Origin of the sequence: Pseudomonas sp. CNPSo 3701 (genome assembly GCF_028674975.1) — a bacterium.
Lineage (GTDB): Bacteria > Pseudomonadota > Gammaproteobacteria > Pseudomonadales > Pseudomonadaceae > Aquipseudomonas > Aquipseudomonas straminea.
The window spans coordinates 125,326-141,250 of the sequence record NZ_JAQZSI010000004.1 but is presented as its reverse complement, the minus strand read 5'-3'; the positions used below and the strand labels follow the sequence as shown (position 1 = coordinate 141,250).

Below are 15,925 nucleotides of genomic sequence, written 5' to 3'. Positions count from 1 at the left end.
AGCGTTTGCAGGTAGCCGGTCTAAGGTTGAACTACGTACGGAAACAACAATCGCACCTACCAAGCCTACAGACGGAGTACAAGCATGGCGTTCTTCACCGCGGCCAGCAAAGCCGACTTCCAGCATCAACTGCAAGCGGCCCTGGCGCAGCACGTCAGCGAGCAGGACCTGCCACAAGTGGCCCTGTTCGCTGAACAGTTCTTCGGCATCATTGCACTCGAAGAACTGACTCAGCGGCGACTGTCAGACCTGGTTGGTTGCACCCTTTCGGCCTGGCGCCTGCTGGCCCAGTTCGATCCCGCTCAGCCGCAGGTTCGCGTCTTCAACCCTGATTATGAGAAGCATGGCTGGCAGAGCACCCACACCGGCATCGAGGTGCTGCACCCGGATATCCCGTTCCTGGTCGACTCCGTACGTATCGAACTCAAACGCCGCGGCCACAGCATTCATACCCTGCAGAACAGCGTGCTCAGCGTGCGCCGTGACGCCCAAGGCGCGCTCATCGAACTGCTGCCCAAGGGCAGCACCGGCCCGGATGTCAGCCTCGAGTCGCTGATGTTCCTGGAGATCAACCGTTGCTCCAGCAACGTCGAGATCAAATCCCTGCAGAAGACCCTGCTCGAGGTGCTCGAGGAAGTACGCCTGAGCGTGGCCGACTTCCAGCCGATGAAGGCCAAGGCCCAGGAACTGTTGGGCAAACTCGGCGACGGCAGCTTCGGCCACGGCGCCACCGATCCGGCCGAGTTGGACGAGATCAAGGTGTTTCTCGCCTGGCTGCAGGACAACCACTTCACCTTCCTGGGCTACGAAGAGTTCACCGTGCATGATGCCGCTGATGGCGGTTACCTGCAGTACGACGAGAGCTCGCTGCTGGGCCTGTCCCGGCGCCTGCGCAGCGGCCTGAGCCAGGAAGAACTGCACATCGAGCCCTATGCGCTTGCCTACCTGCGCGAGCCGACCCTACTGTCCTTCGCCAAAGCCGCGCAGCCCAGCCGTGTGCATCGCCCGGCCTATCCGGACTTCGTGTCCATCCGCCAGATCGACGCGTCTGGCAAGGTCGTCAAGGAGTGCCGCTTCCTCGGCATCTACACTTCGACCGCCTACAGCGAGAGCGTGCGCGAGATTCCCTACATCCGCCGCAAGGTCGCCGATGTCGAGAAACGCTCCGGCTTCATCTCCCAGGGGCACCTGAGCAAGGAATTGGTCAAGGTGCTCGAAGTGCTGCCGCGCGACGATCTATTCCAGACGCCGGTCGACGAGCTGGCCAGCACGGCGCTGTCGATCGTGCAGATTCAGGAGCGCAACAAGGTTCGCCTGTTCCTGCGCTTCGACCCCTACGGCCGTTTCGTCTATGCGCTGGCCTACGTGCCGCGTGACATCTATTCCACCGAAACCCGCCTGCGCATCCAGCAGGTGTTGGTCGACCGCTTGCAGGCGAGCGACTGCGAGTTCTGGACCTACTTCTCAGAGTCGGTCCTGGCGCGTGTACAGTTCATTCTGCGGGTGGATCCGAAAAACAAGCTAGAGATCGATACGCATCAGCTCGAGCGTGAAGTGGTCCAGGCCTGCCGCTCCTGGACGGACGAATACGCCGCGCTGGTGGTCGAGAATTTCGGCGAGGCCAAGGGCACGCGTATCCTCACCGACTACCCTAAACATTTCCCGGCCGGTTACCGCGAGCGCTTTCCGGCTCATTCGGCGGTTGTAGACATGCAGCACCTGCGCAGCCTCTCCGAGGAGCGCCCGCTGGTGATGAGCTTCTACCAGCCGCTGGTGCCTGGTGAGCGCCAGCTGCACTGCAAGCTCTACCAGGCCGACAACCCCCTGGCGCTGTCGGACGTGATGCCGGTGCTGGAGAACTTCGGCCTGCGCGTGTTGGGCGAGTTCCCCTATCGCCTGCAGCACCAGAACGGCCGCGAGTACTGGATTCACGACTTCGCCTTCACCTACAGCGAAGGGCTCAAGCTGGACATCCAGCAGCTCAACGACACCCTGCAGGACGCCTTCGTGCACATCGTGCACGGCGACGCCGAGAACGACGCCTTCAACCGCCTGGTGCTGACCGCCGGCCTGGCCTGGCGCGACGTGGCGCTGCTGCGTGCCTATGCGCGTTACCTGAAGCAGATCCGCCTTGGCTTCGATCTGGGGTATATCGCCAACACGCTACTCAACCACCCGGACATCGCCCGCGAGCTGGTGCGCCTGTTCCGCACCCGCTTCTACCTGGCGCGCAAGCTCAGTGCCGATGACCTTCACGACAAGCAGCACAAGCTCGAGCAGGCGATTCTCGGCGCGCTGGACAACGTCGCGGTGCTCAATGAAGACCGCATCCTGCGTCGCTACCTGGACCTGATCAAGGCCACGCTGCGTACCAACTTCTATCAGCCGGACGCCTCGGGCGAGAACAAGGGCTACTTCAGCTTCAAGTTCGACCCGAGCGCGATCACCGAACTGCCGCGCCCGGTGCCCAAGTTCGAGATCTTCGTTTATTCCCCGCGGGTCGAGGGTGTGCACCTGCGTTTCGGCAACGTGGCCCGCGGCGGCCTGCGCTGGTCGGACCGCGAAGAGGACTTCCGTACCGAAGTGCTCGGCCTGGTCAAGGCTCAGCAGGTCAAGAACGCGGTGATCGTGCCGGTCGGTGCAAAGGGCGGCTTCGTGCCGCGTCGCCTGCCAGTGGGTGGCGGCCGTGACGAGATCCAGGCCGAAGCCATCGCCTGCTACCGGATCTTCATCAGCGGCCTGCTGGACATCACCGACAACCTGAAAGAAGGCGAAGTCGCGCCTCCTGCCAACGTGGTACGCCATGACGGCGATGATCCTTATCTGGTCGTTGCCGCCGACAAGGGCACCGCGACCTTCTCCGACATCGCCAATGGCATTGCTAACGAATACGGCTTCTGGCTCGGCGATGCCTTCGCCTCCGGTGGCTCGGCCGGTTATGACCACAAGGGCATGGGCATCACCGCCAAAGGCGGCTGGGTGTCGGTGCAGCGTCACTTCCGTGAGCGTGGCATCGACGTGCAGAAGGACCTGACCACCGTGATCGGCATCGGCGACATGGCCGGTGACGTGTTCGGCAACGGCCTGCTGCTGTCCGAGTCGCTGCAACTGGTGGCGGCGTTCAACCATCTGCATATCTTCATCGACCCGAACCCGGATGCCGCACGCAGCTTCGCCGAGCGCAAGCGCCTGTTCGACCTGCCGCGTTCGAGCTGGGCGGACTACGATGCTTCGCTGATTTCCCAGGGCGGCGGCATCTTCCTGCGCAGCGCCAAGAGCATCGCCATCAGTCCGGAGATGAAGTCACGCTTCGACATCCAGGCCGACAAACTGGCGCCCACCGAGCTGCTCCATGCACTGCTCAAGGCGCCGGTGGACCTGATCTGGAACGGCGGTATCGGCACCTACGTCAAATCCAGCCGCGAGAGCCACGCCGACGTCGGCGACAAGGCCAACGACCTGCTGCGCGTCGATGGTCGCGAGCTGCGTGCCAAGGTGGTGGGCGAGGGCGGCAACCTGGGCATGACCCAGCTGGGTCGCGTCGAGTACGGCCTCAATGGTGGCGCCAGCAACACCGACTTCATCGACAACGCCGGTGGTGTGGACTGCTCCGACCACGAGGTGAACATCAAGATCCTGCTCAACGAGATCGTCACCGCCGGCGACATGACCGGCAAGCAGCGCAACACCCTGCTGGCCGAGATGACCGACGACGTGGGCAATCTGGTGCTGGGCAACAACTACAAGCAGACCCAGGCGCTGTCGCTGGCCGAGCGCCGTGCTCGCGAGCGTCAGGGTGAGTACAAACGCCTGATGGCGGCGCTGGAGGCCTCCGGCAAGCTGGACCGCGCTCTGGAGTTCCTGCCCAGCGAGGAAGAACTCAACGAGCGCGCCACCAAGGGCCAGGGGCTGACCCGTCCCGAGCTGTCGGTGCTGATTTCCTACAGCAAGATCGAGCTGCAGGAAGCACTGATCAAGTCCGACATCGCTGACGACGAGTACCTGTCCCGCGAGATGGAGACCGCCTTCCCGGCGCGTCTGGCCCAGGAATATGGCGAGGCCATGCGTCGTCACCGCCTCAAGCGCGAGATCGTCAGCACGCAGATCGCCAACGACCTGGTCAACCACATGGGCATCACCTTCGTGCAGCGCCTGAAGGAATCCACGGGTGTGGGTTCGGCTCAGGTGGCCGCTGCCTACGTGGTGGTTCGCGACGTCTTCCATCTGCCGTTCTGGTGGCGCCAGATCGAAGCCCTGGACAACCAGGTGCCGGCCGATCTGCAACTGAGCATGATGGACGAACTGATGCGCCTGGGCCGCCGTGCCACGCGCTGGTATTTGCGTAGCCGTCGTAACGATCTGGATGCTGCTCGTGATGTCGCCCACCTGGCGCCGCGCGTCAAAGCCCTGGCCATGCGCCTGGACGAGCTGCTTGAGGGACCGGCCCGTGACGAGTGGATGGCGCGTTACCAGACCTACGTCGAAGCCGGCGTACCGGAGCTGTTGTCGCGCGTCGTGGCTGGCACCGGTCATCTGTACACGCTGCTGCCGATCATCGAGTCGGCGGACCTCACCGGCTACGAGCCGACCGAGGTGGCGTCGGCCTACTTCGCCGTGTCCGATGCCTTGGATCTGTCGTGGTACCTGCAGCAGATCAGCGGCCTGAGCGTGGAAAGTAACTGGCAGGCCCTGGCCCGCGAAGCCTTCCGCGACGACCTGGACGCGCAACAGCGGGCGATCACCGTCTCCGTTCTGCAACTGGCCAACGGGCCGGAGTCGATCGAGGCGCGTGTCGAGGCCTGGCTGGAGCAGAACCGCCGCCTGGTCGAGCGCTGGAAGGCCATGCTCGCTGAACTTCGGTCGGCCTCGGGCAGCGATTACGCCATGTACGCCGTGGCCAATCGCGAGCTGAGTGATCTGGCGCAAAGCCAGCCGCCGGTTCTGCCGGGCTGAGTTGAGTAAGCGCTGAAATGAAAACGCCCCGACTGGTTCGGGGCGTTTTTTTGTGCGTGGCGTTTACCGCTGCTCGTTTCGAATCGCCATGGGGGCAGAGCGCTGTTGTTGGGCCCAGATGGCAAAGCACACGAGCACGGCCAGGGTTGCGAACAGCACGGTTGAGGAACCCACGGTGCCGAGGTCCAGCCCGCCCTTGTCTGTGCTTTTGGTCAGCACATCACCGAGTGTGGCGCCAAACGGGCGCGTCAGCACGAAGGCGATCCAGAACAACGCCACCCGCGACAGTTGCGTGCGGTAGTAGGCCGCTGCTACCACAGCCAGCAGGCTGCCGATCAGCAGGGCGCCGCCGGCGAAACCCAGGCCCGAGTCATCGGCCAGGTAGTCGCCCAGCGCCGTGCCCAGGGTGTTGGAAACTAGGATTGCCGCCCAGTAGAACAGCTCGGCACGCCGCGAAACGATGTGTTCGACCGACAGGGATTTTTCGCTAATGCGCCAGGCCAGCAGGACGCTGGCCAGCAGCGCGATGAGAATCATCGAGCCACTGGCATAGCCGAGGCCGAGGCTTCGATCCATGAAGTCCGACATGGTGGTGCCGGCCGTGCTGGTCATCAGGATGACGGTCCAGTAGAGCGCTGGTGTGTAACGGCGGGTGCTCAGCTGGCCGAGCAGGGAGAGGATGAACAGGCTGATGAGCAGCAGGGAGCTCAGCGCATAGCCGATGTTGAGCGTCATGGACAGCAGGTCGCCTGCCGTCTCGCCAAGGGTCGTGGCGCAAATCTTCATGACCCAGAATGCCAGGGTGATCTGTGGGAGCTTGTTCATAGCGGCCTCGCTCGGTCCGAGGGATTCGGACATGGGGCCACTGTGCTGGGTGCTAAGTCATGCGCGCGTCAAAAAACAATAAAAATTGCGTGAAGTCTTTAGGTCGCCGGATATTCCCGGCGACCATTCTGAGGTGTACCAGCCGTACTGAATACGTGTTGGCTGGTCTCAGTTGCCGTTCGAGGAGCTCGACTTGCTGGAGATGGACAAGCCTTTGATCAGCGCCTGGTGAAAACGCTCCGGCTCTTGAATTTGCGGTGAGTGGCCAAGATCCGGGAAGGTCACCAGGGTCGCATCTGGAATGCGCTTGGCGGTGGCCGGACCCAGAGCCTTGTAATCTCCCAGTTTGCTGCGCACCGCTTCGGGCGCGGCGTCCTTGCCGATGGCGGTATTGTCCTGCTCACCGATCAGCAGCAGTGTGGGCATTTTCAGCTCGGAAAATTCGTAGACCACGGGCTGGGTGTAGACCATGTCGTAGGTCAGCGCCGAGTTCCAGGCGACGATTTCCTTGCCGTCGCCATTGAACATACCTGCCTGCATGTCGACCCAGCGATCGAACTCGGGCCGCCACTGGCCGGCGTAGTAGGTGTTCTTCTGGTAGTTGCGGCTGGCCTCGGCGGTGGTTTTCAGCTCGCGCTGGTACCACTGATCGACGCTCAGGTAGGGCACGCCGAGGGTTTTCCAATCTTCCAGGCCGATCGGGTTGACCATCACCAGTTGCTCGACCTGATCGGGGTAGAGCAGGGCATAGCGGGTGGTCAGCATGCCGCCCATGGAGTGGCCCATGATGGTCACCTTGTCGACGCCGATCTGTTCGAGCAGCGCGTGGGTATTACTGGCCAGTTGCTGGAAGCTGTACTGGTAATGCGCTGGCTTGCTGGATTTACAGAAACCGACCTGATCCGCCGCTACCACGCGGTAACCGGCATCGCTCAGCGCCCTGATGCTGCCTTCCCAGGTTGCGGCGCAGAAGTTCTTGCCGTGCATCAGCACAATGGTGCGGCCGTTGGCTTTTTCGGGCCGCACGTCCATGTAGGCCATCTGCAACGATACGCCTTGCGACTCGAACTTGAAGCGTTTGACTTCATGGGGGTAGTCGAAACCCAGCAACTCGGCGCCATAGCGCGGTGTTTCAGCAGCAAGGGCAGGCAGGCTTCCGGCGATGAGCAAAGACGCGAGGGCAATGCGCATGGTAATGCTCCAAACAGAGAGGGAGCAAAGACTGACCTGCCATGGCCGCACACATCCCGCGCGAGAAGTTACAAAACCTGTCGATCAGCTCAGCTCGCGCACGTACTGCAGCATGTCCGGTGCGCCGGCCTGCAGCAGGCCTTCGCCCAGTGCGCAGGCTTGCGGTGAGTGCTTGGGCAGCAGCAGGAACTCGGGCGCGCCCGGCGTGCGCAACAGGCTCAGGCGTGCGTAGGGCACTTCGTGCTCCATCAGCAACTGCATGAAGCTGGCATCGCTCCAGGCCGCGCAGGGCATCGCCAGAGCATGGTAGCGTTGCTCCAGATCGCGCAGGCCGTCGGGGCTGATGCGGTAGTAGGTGATGTGCGCCGGCAGGGTGATTTCCAGGCCGCGCAATCGCGCATAGGCCACGGCACTGGCAAAGGCTTCAGGGTGCGATTCGCCGGCCCAGAACAACCGCTCGCCGCGCCACTGGGCGTGGAACAGTTCGAGGCTCTGGTGCGGATACTCGGGCAGCGCCTTGCTAAGGTGCTTGAGAAAATCGCGATAACTGATGATGCGGATCTGTCGGCAGGCTTCGCTGGCCGCGTAGTCCTCGAGGCTGCCGTAACTGCCGTCGCAGTGCACCAGGCTGTCGACCAGACGCAGGTCGAACTGCTCCAGATGGCGGTGTTCGACCTCGATCAGTTGGACCAGCGCGGCGTGGGCTTCGGCCTTGTCTTCCTGCACCGGACCGGACAGCGCGCTGCGCGGTAGATCTTTGAGGCGCTGCAGGGGAGGGCCACCCAGCCAGCAGATGTTGTCGCCAAAGGTGGGGATTTCGGAGAAGGGCAGTTGCAGCTGGCTGGCGCGCTCGAAGATGGGCTTGCAGCCGCGGCCAAGCAGGCCGACGCGCTGAGCCAGGGCGGCCAGGCGTGAGGCTAGAGGACTGGGCTGTTCAGGCAGGCTCATGGCAGCTCGCGTACGTCAGTGTGCCAGGCGCAGTGTGGCAGAGCCTGCCAGGAGTTGCACGACCCTCGCAGCACAATGTCCAGGTCATGGCCGAAATGCCCGGACCTGATCGGTGCGACAGGTTCGAATATGGCACAATCCGTTCATTCATCTGCAAGGAGCCTCCATGGCAAGCCTGGTACTGGATATCGCATTACCCGCAGACCGTGTGCAGGCGATCTATCAGGGGCGGGCCAACCGCATTCAGGCGCTGAGCCGCGACGGGCGGCGAGTCAGTATTCCCGCCCATCATTTCCGGACGTTTCTGACCCATGCCGGTATCCATGGTTCCTTCGAGCTGGAGTTCAATGATGTTGGTGAGTTGCTCAGCCTGCGGCGCCTAGCCTAAGAGCCTGTTCACGATCTGCTGCGCGTCGGCGCTACAGCGTTAAAAACAAGCTGGATTGCCAGCCCAGCGGAAGGCCGCTTGCGGCTAACGCGCTTTAGCGCGGCCCGAAGGGCGAGCGAAGCGAGTAATGCTCATTTACAGCTCGTAAACTCGTGTGCGAGCCCAGTCCGCTTCCTCGCCTGTTTTTGCGGGGGCGCCTAGCTCTTGTATCGCTCTAGCTCGCTAGATCGTGAACAGGCTCTAATCCTCGCTACCGGGTGGCTTGGCCGGCTATAATTCGCGCCTTTCGATTTCGCCACTGCCGAGCTAAGTCTGCCCATGTACAACCTGGCCCGCGAGCTGCTGTTCAAACTGTCCCCGGAAACTTCTCACGAGCTGTCCATCGATCTAATCGGTGCCGCTGGCCGCCTTGGCCTGGCCGGTCGCCTGACCAAGGCGCCAAGCCGTCTGCCAGTGACGGTCATGGGCCTGCAGTTCGCCAACCCGGTGGGGCTGGCAGCCGGCCTGGACAAGAACGGCGACGCCATCGACGGCTTCGCGCAACTGGGTTTCGGCTTCGTCGAGATCGGCACCGTCACGCCTCGGCCGCAGCCGGGTAACCCCAAGCCGCGTTTGTTCCGCTTGCCAGAGGCCGAGGCGATCATCAATCGCATGGGTTTCAACAACCATGGTGTCGACCACCTGCTGGCCCGCGTGCAGGCGGCCAAGTACCGTGGCGTGCTGGGCATCAATATCGGCAAGAATTTCGACACGCCGGTCGAGCGCGCGGTGGACGACTACCTGATCTGCCTGGACAAGGTCTATGCCCACGCCAGCTACGTGACCGTCAACGTCAGCTCGCCGAATACCCCGGGCCTGCGCAGCCTGCAGTTCGGCGACTCGCTCAAGCAGTTGCTCGATGCCCTGCACAAGCGCCAGAACGAACTGGCCCTCAGCCATGGCCGCCGCGTGCCGCTGGCGATCAAGATCGCCCCGGACATGACCGATGAAGAAACCGTGCAGGTCGCTGCGGCGCTGCTGGAAAGCGGTATGGATGCGGTGATCGCCACCAACACCACGCTGAGCCGTGAGGGCGTCGAGAACCTGGCATTCGCCAACGAAGCCGGTGGGCTGTCCGGCGCGCCGGTGCGCGACAAAAGCACCCACACGGTCAGCGTGCTGGCCGGCGAGCTGGGCGGTCGGTTGCCGATCATCGCCGCTGGTGGCATCACGGAGGGCCGGCATGCGGCGGAGAAGATCGCCGCAGGCGCGAGCCTGGTGCAGATCTATTCGGGCTTCATCTATAAAGGACCTGCGCTGATTCGCGAGGCGGTGGACGCCATCGCCGCGGCGCGGCGTTGAATCGCAGGTAATAAAAAGGGCTCCCTTGGGGAGCCCCTGGGCTTGCGCCCGCCGCTCGGATGGAGCGTGCTTGGTGAAGTCGGTAGGTCCCTGGCGTTAGCCGACTGCGCGAAGTTCGTTGAGTCGATGAATACCGGCAGCGCCGGTCAAACCGTCCCAGTTGTCACCGCGGCCTTCACGCCAGCCATTGAGCCAGGCTTGACGCACGGACGGAAGAGTGAAAGGACACAGCTCGCGGGATTTACCACTGATACCGTACTGATAGCCGCGCAAAAATGCTTTTTCTAACGGATCACGCTTAAGTCTTCTCATAGGGTGTTGCCCTCACTTGTTGACTGTTTTATGTCCCGTTGACCTCCAGGAGGTCAGGCAGAAGGTCTGCCGTTGGAGTCCGCTGCCGGCGTCGCGAGCCTCCATGTGCCATCGTCGTTGCGACGACGGCCTGGGTAGATTTCTATCGAATGCACGGGGCGCTGTGAATGATCGATTTGTCATAAGGACGTAACGCTTTTGAGGGTGAGGCCATAAGGTGAATTGGCGACAGCCAAAGTGGCCGTGCAAACCCGCGCAGTTACTGGGTCTCGTTAAATCTGCTGGTGATTTGCCATCGTGAATGGCTATCGATTGCAGCTGCAATTTATTCGGACGAAGGGTCGCATTGCGACTTCTTGTCACTTATTTTTGGTTGCGCCCACCGTTGGGCCAACCCATTACCGCCTTCGGGCACTGGATCTATGATGTCGGACCAACACGAACTCTTCCTCACGTGTCCCAAGGGGCTCGAAGGCCTGCTGCTCGAGGAAGCCAAGGCGCTGGGCCTGGATGAGGCTCGCGAGCACACTTCGGCCATTCGTGGCACGGCCAGTATGGAAACCGCTTATCGGCTGTGTCTGTGGTCGCGTCTGGCCAACCGCGTGCTGCTGGTGCTGGCACGTTTCCCGGTGCGCGATGCCGAGACCCTTTATGAAGGTGTGCTCAATGTCGACTGGTTCGAGCACCTGGAACCCAGTGGCAGCCTCGCGGTGGAGTTCAGTGGCCACGGCTCAGGCATCGATAACACCCATTTCGGCGCCCTGAAGGTCAAGGATGCCATCGTCGACAAGCTGCGCCAGGCCGATGGCACGCGTCCGTCGGTGGACAAGCTCAACCCGGACTTACGCGTGCACCTGCGCCTGGATCGCGGCGAAGCGATCCTGTCGCTGGATCTCTCCGGCCACAGCCTGCACCAGCGTGGTTATCGCCTGCAGCAGGGTGCAGCGCCGCTGAAGGAAAACCTGGCCGCGGCCGTGCTGATCCGCGCCGGCTGGCCGCGTATCGCCGCCGGGGGCGGTGCCCTGGCGGACCCGATGTGCGGTGTGGGCACCTTTTTGGTCGAAGCGGCGATGATCGCCGCCGATATCGCCCCGAACCTGACGCGCGAGCAGTGGGGCTTCAGCAACTGGCTCGGTCATGTGCCGGCCACCTGGAATCGTCTGCGTGCCGAGGCCGAGGAGCGTGCCGCAGCGGGATTGGCCAAGCCACCGCTGTGGATTCGCGGTTACGAGGCCGACCCGCGGCTGATTCAGCCGGCGCGCAACAATATCGACCGTGCAGGGCTCAGCGACTGGATCAAGGTCTATCAGGGCGAAGTGGCGACCTTCGAGCCGCGCCCGGATCAGAATCAGAAAGGTCTGGTGATCAGCAACCCGCCCTATGGCGAGCGCCTGGGCGACGAAGCGAGCTTGCTGTATCTCTACCAGAACCTCGGCGAGCGCCTGCGCCAGGCGTGCATGGGCTGGGAGGCGGCGGTGTTCACCGGTGCCCCCGACCTGGGCAAGCGCATGGGCATTCGCAGCCACAAACAGTATTCGTTCTGGAACGGCGCGTTGCCGTGCAAATTGCTATTGATCAAGGTGCAGCCCGAGCAGTTCGTCACCGGCGAGCGCCGCACGCCCGAGCAGCGCGAGCGCGAACGTGAGCAGAACGAGCTGCAGGCCGAGGCGCCGAAGCTCAATCGCAACGGCAACCCGATCAAGCCGGCGCCGGTCGAGCAGGCACGCCTGAGCGAGGGCGGGCAGATGTTCGCCAATCGCCTGCAGAAGAACCTCAAGCAGCTCGGCAAGTGGGCGCGGCGCGAAGGCGTCGACTGCTACCGCCTGTACGATGCCGACATGCCCGAATACGCCCTGGCCGTCGACCTGTACCACGATTGGGTGCATGTGCAGGAATATGCCGCACCGCGCTCGATCGACCCGGAGAAAGCCCAGGCGCGCCTGTTCGATGCCTTGGCGGCGATTCCCCAGGCGCTCGGTATCGACAAGAGCAAGGTGGTGATCAAACGTCGCGAGCGCCAGAGCGGCACCAAGCAGTACGAGCGCCAGGCGGCCCAGGGACAGTTCATGGAGGTGAAGGAGGGCGGCATCAAGCTGCTGGTCAACCTCACCGACTACCTGGACACCGGCCTGTTCCTCGACCACCGCCCGCTGCGCCTGCGTATCCAGAAAGAGGCGGCCGGCAAGCGCTTCCTCAATCTGTTCTGCTACACCGCCACGGCCAGTGTGCATGCGGCCAAGGGTGGCGCGCGCAGTACCACCAGCGTCGACCTGTCGAAGACTTACCTGGACTGGGCACGGCGCAACCTGTCGCTCAACGGATTCTCGGACAAGAACCGTCTGGAGCAGGGCGATGTGATGAGCTGGCTGGGCGATGACCGTGGCGAGTACGACCTGATCTTCATCGATCCGCCGACCTTCTCCAACTCCAAGCGCATGGAAGGGGTGTTCGACGTGCAGCGCGACCACGTCCAGTTGTTGGACATGGCCATGGCGCGCCTGGCGCCGGGTGGCGTGCTGTACTTCTCCAACAACTTCCGCAAGTTCCTGCTCGACGAGCAGTTGCCGGCCCGTTATCGGGTCGAGGAAATCAGCGCCGAGACCATCGACCCGGACTTCGCTCGCAACGCCAAGATCCACCGTGCCTGGAAGATCATGGCGAAGTAAGTCTGTTACAGCCTTAGCCTGGGTTGAGCGTAGCGATACCCAGGAGGCTTTCCCAGGCTTCGCCTAGCTCGACCCGGGCTGCCTCAGGCGCTTATCGGGCAGCGCTTTTCGGCTGCTTGTAAAGGTCGAGCAGCACCTGGTCGAGAATCACCGACGCGCCCCAGGGTTTGGGGTCGTTGAGGATCGCTACCACGGCCCAGGCATTGCCGTTGTTGTCGCGGCTGAAGCCGGCGATGGCGCGCACGTTGTTCAGGGTGCCGGTCTTGATGTGCGCCTGGCCGGCCAGCGGCGTGTTGCGCAGGCGTTTGCGCATGGTACCGTCCAGCGCGACGATCGGCATCGAGCTGAGGAACTCGGGCGCGTAAGGGCTCTTCCAGGCCGCTTCCAGAATCCGTCCCATTTCCCGGGCGCTGATGCGCTCGGCTCTGGACAGCCCGGAACCATTTTCCATGACCAGCTGCGGCGCGGTGATGCCCTTGCGTGCCAGCCAGGCGCGAATCACCCGCTGCGCGGCGTGGGCATCGTCGATGTCCGCCTCGTTGCGGTTTTGGGCGCCGATGCTGAGGAACAGCTGCCGGGCCATGGTGTTGTTACTGTACTTGTTGATGTCGCGAATGATCTCCACCAGGTCCGGCGAGAAGGCGCGGGCCAGCAGGGTGGCGCTCTTCGGCACTTCGGCCTGACGGTCCTTGCCGAGGATGCTGCCGCCCAGCTCGCTGAAGATCGCCCGTACCGCGCCGGCGGCGTAGGACGGATGGTCGAGCAACGACAGGTAAGTCTGGGCGCTGCAGCCATCGGTCAGCTGGCCGGTAACGATCACCCGGGTGCCGTCGAATTCTTTCACCGGGTTGTAGCGCACGTCCGGCCAGGCCGGGCATTTGCCGGCCTTGAGTACCTTGACCTGGTTGTCCAGCTTCAGGCCGGCCAGGGGCGGCTCGGCGGCCACGCTGACCTTGCCGTCCTCGGCGCGGGCGATGAAGCGCAGGGCCTTGAGGTTGACCAGCAGCGAATCCGGGGTGACCAGGTAGGGCTTGTTGGCATCGCCGCCGTCATCGTTGAAAGCCGGCAGGTCCGGTTGTACGAAGTAGCCACGGTCCAGCACCAGATCGCCGGTCACCTGGCGTACGCCATTGGCGCGCAGGTCACGTAGCATCAGCCAGAGCTTTTCCATGTTCAGCTTGGGATCGCCGCCGCCCTTGAGGTACAGGTTGCCGTTGAGCACGCCGTTCTTGAGCTGGCCGTCGGTGTAGAACTCGGTCTTCCACTGGTAGGTCGGGCCGAGCAGTTCCAGAGCGGCGAAGGTGGTGACCAGTTTCATGGTCGAGGCCGGGTTCACCGACACATCGGCATTGAAAATGGTGCCGTTGCCCGGACCGTTGAGTGGCAGCGTCACCACCGATAACGACTGCTGGCCGATCTTGTTGGCCTTCAGGCTCTTGGCCACGCCCTCGGGGAGTGTGGCGTTGGTCGCCGCGTAGGCGGGCAGGGCGGTGGGCAGAACGAGACAGGCGAGGGCCAGAGGGCGGAGGATGCGCAGCCTCCGAACGGCAGGTACAACGGAAAATCGCATTACGAGCTCCCACAGCGGTTTGGGACAATGCCGCGCATTATGCCCCATCACCATGCCGCCAAGGGCCGTGATTGCGGGATTTTATGGTCAATGATCAGCTGCAGCTGGCCGTGGGCTACTTCGGCGACGGCAGCGGCCGATTTTTCGCCAGTTGGCGGGCATCGCTGTCACGAAACTGGTAGAGTGCCGCGCGTTATCACTCTGCAAGGATTTATACCCATGGCTACCAATCGTTCCCGTCGTCTGCGCAAGAAACTCTGTGTGGACGAGTTTCAGGAGCTGGGTTTCGAACTGAACCTGAATTTCAAGGAAGACCTGAGCGATGAAGCGGTCGACGCCTTCCTCGATGCCTTCCTGAGCGACGCGATGAACGCCAATGGCCTGGGCTATGTTGGCGGCGACGACTACGGCCTGGTGTGCCTGGCCAAGCGTGGTTCGGTCAGCGAAGAGCAACGCGCCGCTGTGGAAGCCTGGCTGAAAGGCCGCTCCGAGCTGGTCGATTTCAGCGTCAGCCCGCTCCTGGACGTGTGGTACCCGGAAAAAGAGATCAACTCGGCTTCCTGATCCACGACAAAGGGCCTCGTTCGAGGCCCTTTTCTTTTGTGCCCGCCCTGGGTCACTCGTCGTTCGTTGCCTTTGTTTCCGATTGCTGCGCCGGCGCTCGCTCGCCTGCTGCCGCGGTTCGTAGCCTGGCGGCGTTGCGGTTATCCAGCCATTGGCGCAAGCCGTGCATCAGCAGGGCGATGAACAGGGTCAGCACGATACCCAGGGTGACGTTGAACAGGCGCACCTGCGGCAGGTGCCAGTCCTTGGCCAGGCTTTCGGCGAGCAGCACGAAGCAGACCGTCGTCTGCAGCACGAACAGACCGTAGTGGTTGGCCTGCAGGGCGCGGCTGAGCATGATCAGCGGCAGCATGATGGCGACCATCAGCGGCGGGCTCTGCAGGCTATGACCGAACAGGATCAGCAGTCCGGCGGCGGTCAGGCTGGCCATGCTCGCCTGCAACGCGCGCACCAGGCTGCCCCTGAATTCCAGTTGCAGGGTGGTGACCACTGCCAGGGTCAGCCAGTAGCCGCGCTGCAGGTGGGCCAGATTGACGATCAAGCCGGCCATGGAAACCGCCACCGTACAGCCCAGGGCGTACAGGCCCCATTGTTGGCGAGACTGCCGATGTGCATGCCGTCGCAGCACCTTGAGCAGGCTGATCAGGCGCGGCATGTGCGGCCACATGCGCAGGCCATGCAGGCCGCGCAAACCGAAAGCCAGCAGCATTACCCACAGCCCGCCCAGCATGAACAGCATGGCGATGGCATTGGGGTTGTTGAGCATGCTGCTGCCGTACTGGCCTTGCCCCAGGCACAGGCAGACGGTCAGGCCGATACCCAGCTTGCCGGCCTCGGTGCCGTACCGCTGCAGCCAGGCCAGCAACAGGCCGAAGGCGGCGAACAGCGACAGGCTGATCAGCGGGTGGGTCGCCGACCAGAAGCCCAGGCCGGCGCTGCAGGCGCCCAGGCCGGTGAGCAGCAGCATGCGTAGCATGCCGAAGCGGTGCAGCGGGTTGGCCTGGGCCGCCTGGAAAGCACCCACCGACGCCCACAGAAAGCCCGGATGGGCGCTGAACAGACCGAGCAGCAGAGGTAGTGCACAGCCCAGACCGGCGACCACCGCCGGCCCCCAGGCGGGTGGCCCGGCGTGCCAACTGAACAACTGCCTGAACACCTGGCGCATGC

General features: G+C 63.2%; 11 protein-coding genes. 5 read left to right on the top strand and 6 right to left on the bottom strand.

Annotated elements, in window-relative coordinates:
• Positions 1-84: 84 nt before the first annotated feature.
• On the top strand, positions 85-4,953 hold the full coding sequence (locus PVA39_RS13000; protein WP_274124404.1) for an NAD-glutamate dehydrogenase: 4,869 nt from the start codon (positions 85-87) through the stop codon (positions 4,951-4,953).
• Between the two features lie 63 nt (positions 4,954-5,016).
• Here the strand turns inward: PVA39_RS13000 and PVA39_RS12995 are convergent, their stop codons facing one another.
• The 3 genes from PVA39_RS12995 to PVA39_RS12985 all read right to left on the bottom strand — a co-directional run bounded on the left by PVA39_RS12995 (position 5,017) and on the right by PVA39_RS12985 (position 7,917).
• Positions 5,017-5,778: a COG4705 family protein gene (locus tag PVA39_RS12995; protein WP_274124403.1), complete on the bottom strand. Its 762-nt coding sequence runs from the start codon at positions 5,776-5,778 to the stop codon at positions 5,017-5,019.
• 168 nt (positions 5,779-5,946) lie between these two features.
• Positions 5,947-6,969 (bottom strand): alpha/beta fold hydrolase, encoded by a 1,023-nt coding sequence (locus PVA39_RS12990; RefSeq protein WP_274124402.1) that lies wholly within the window; start codon positions 6,967-6,969, stop codon positions 5,947-5,949.
• 84 nt (positions 6,970-7,053) lie between these two features.
• Positions 7,054-7,917: a DUF6685 family protein gene (locus PVA39_RS12985; RefSeq protein ID WP_093503304.1), complete on the bottom strand. Its 864-nt coding sequence runs from the start codon at positions 7,915-7,917 to the stop codon at positions 7,054-7,056.
• A 166-nt stretch (positions 7,918-8,083) separates the two neighbouring features.
• On the opposite strand from PVA39_RS12985, the gene PVA39_RS12980 reads away from it, so the two are divergent.
• Together PVA39_RS12980 and PVA39_RS12975 are read left to right on the top strand one after the other, a co-directional pair.
• Positions 8,084-8,305 (top strand): DUF2835 domain-containing protein, encoded by a 222-nt coding sequence (locus tag PVA39_RS12980; RefSeq protein WP_274124401.1) that lies wholly within the window; start codon positions 8,084-8,086, stop codon positions 8,303-8,305.
• 318 nt (positions 8,306-8,623) lie between these two features.
• The gene (locus PVA39_RS12975) at positions 8,624-9,646 is read left to right on the top strand and encodes a quinone-dependent dihydroorotate dehydrogenase (RefSeq protein WP_274124400.1); all 1,023 of its coding nucleotides are present in this window, start codon (positions 8,624-8,626) and stop codon (positions 9,644-9,646) included.
• Between the two features lie 96 nt (positions 9,647-9,742).
• Here PVA39_RS12975 and rmf read toward each other — a convergent pair whose 3' ends face one another.
• Entirely contained in the window at positions 9,743-9,958 is a 216-nt protein-coding gene (gene rmf, locus PVA39_RS12970; protein WP_013790957.1) for a ribosome modulation factor, read from the bottom strand.
• A gap of 425 nt (positions 9,959-10,383) precedes the next feature.
• On the opposite strand from rmf, the gene rlmKL reads away from it, so the two are divergent.
• Positions 10,384-12,624: a bifunctional 23S rRNA (guanine(2069)-N(7))-methyltransferase RlmK/23S rRNA (guanine(2445)-N(2))-methyltransferase RlmL gene (gene rlmKL, locus PVA39_RS12965; RefSeq protein WP_274124399.1), complete on the top strand. Its 2,241-nt coding sequence runs from the start codon at positions 10,384-10,386 to the stop codon at positions 12,622-12,624.
• Positions 12,625-12,715: 91 nt separating this feature from the next.
• On the opposite strand, the gene dacB is transcribed toward rlmKL, so the two are convergent.
• Positions 12,716-14,194 (bottom strand): D-alanyl-D-alanine carboxypeptidase/D-alanyl-D-alanine endopeptidase, encoded by a 1,479-nt coding sequence (dacB, locus tag PVA39_RS12960; RefSeq protein ID WP_274124398.1) that lies wholly within the window; start codon positions 14,192-14,194, stop codon positions 12,716-12,718.
• 219 nt (positions 14,195-14,413) lie between these two features.
• Here dacB and PVA39_RS12955 point away from each other — a divergent pair, with 219 nt between their 5' ends.
• Positions 14,414-14,758, top strand: coding sequence for a YggL family protein (locus PVA39_RS12955; RefSeq protein ID WP_013790960.1), 345 nt, complete (start codon positions 14,414-14,416; stop codon positions 14,756-14,758).
• Between the two features lie 52 nt (positions 14,759-14,810).
• Here the strand turns inward: PVA39_RS12955 and PVA39_RS12950 are convergent, their stop codons facing one another.
• Positions 14,811-15,923 carry an FUSC family protein gene (locus tag PVA39_RS12950; protein WP_274124397.1) on the bottom strand — a complete coding sequence of 371 codons (1,113 nt, stop codon included), beginning with the start codon at positions 15,921-15,923 and terminating at the stop codon, positions 14,811-14,813.
• Between the last annotated feature and the right edge of the window lie 2 nt (positions 15,924-15,925).

What these genes read in the sequence shown, in the direction of transcription:
- PVA39_RS12975 (WP_274124400.1), top strand. Translation starts at nt 8,624, where the DNA reads ATGTACAACCTGGCCCGCGAGCTGCTGTTCAAACTGTCCCCGGAAACT.
- PVA39_RS12955 (WP_013790960.1), top strand. Translation starts at nt 14,414, where the DNA reads ATGGCTACCAATCGTTCCCGTCGTCTGCGCAAGAAACTCTGTGTGGAC.
- rlmKL (WP_274124399.1), top strand. Translation starts at nt 10,384, where the DNA reads ATGTCGGACCAACACGAACTCTTCCTCACGTGTCCCAAGGGGCTCGAA.
- PVA39_RS12950 (WP_274124397.1), bottom strand. Translation starts at nt 15,923, where the DNA reads ATGCGCCAGGTGTTCAGGCAGTTGTTCAGTTGGCACGCCGGGCCACCC.
- rmf (WP_013790957.1), bottom strand. Translation starts at nt 9,958, where the DNA reads ATGAGAAGACTTAAGCGTGATCCGTTAGAAAAAGCATTTTTGCGCGGC.
- PVA39_RS12985 (WP_093503304.1), bottom strand. Translation starts at nt 7,917, where the DNA reads ATGAGCCTGCCTGAACAGCCCAGTCCTCTAGCCTCACGCCTGGCCGCC.
- PVA39_RS12990 (WP_274124402.1), bottom strand. Translation starts at nt 6,969, where the DNA reads ATGCGCATTGCCCTCGCGTCTTTGCTCATCGCCGGAAGCCTGCCTGCC.
- PVA39_RS12980 (WP_274124401.1), top strand. Translation starts at nt 8,084, where the DNA reads ATGGCAAGCCTGGTACTGGATATCGCATTACCCGCAGACCGTGTGCAG.
- PVA39_RS12995 (WP_274124403.1), bottom strand. Translation starts at nt 5,778, where the DNA reads ATGAACAAGCTCCCACAGATCACCCTGGCATTCTGGGTCATGAAGATT.
- dacB (WP_274124398.1), bottom strand. Translation starts at nt 14,194, where the DNA reads ATGCGATTTTCCGTTGTACCTGCCGTTCGGAGGCTGCGCATCCTCCGC.
- PVA39_RS13000 (WP_274124404.1), top strand. Translation starts at nt 85, where the DNA reads ATGGCGTTCTTCACCGCGGCCAGCAAAGCCGACTTCCAGCATCAACTG.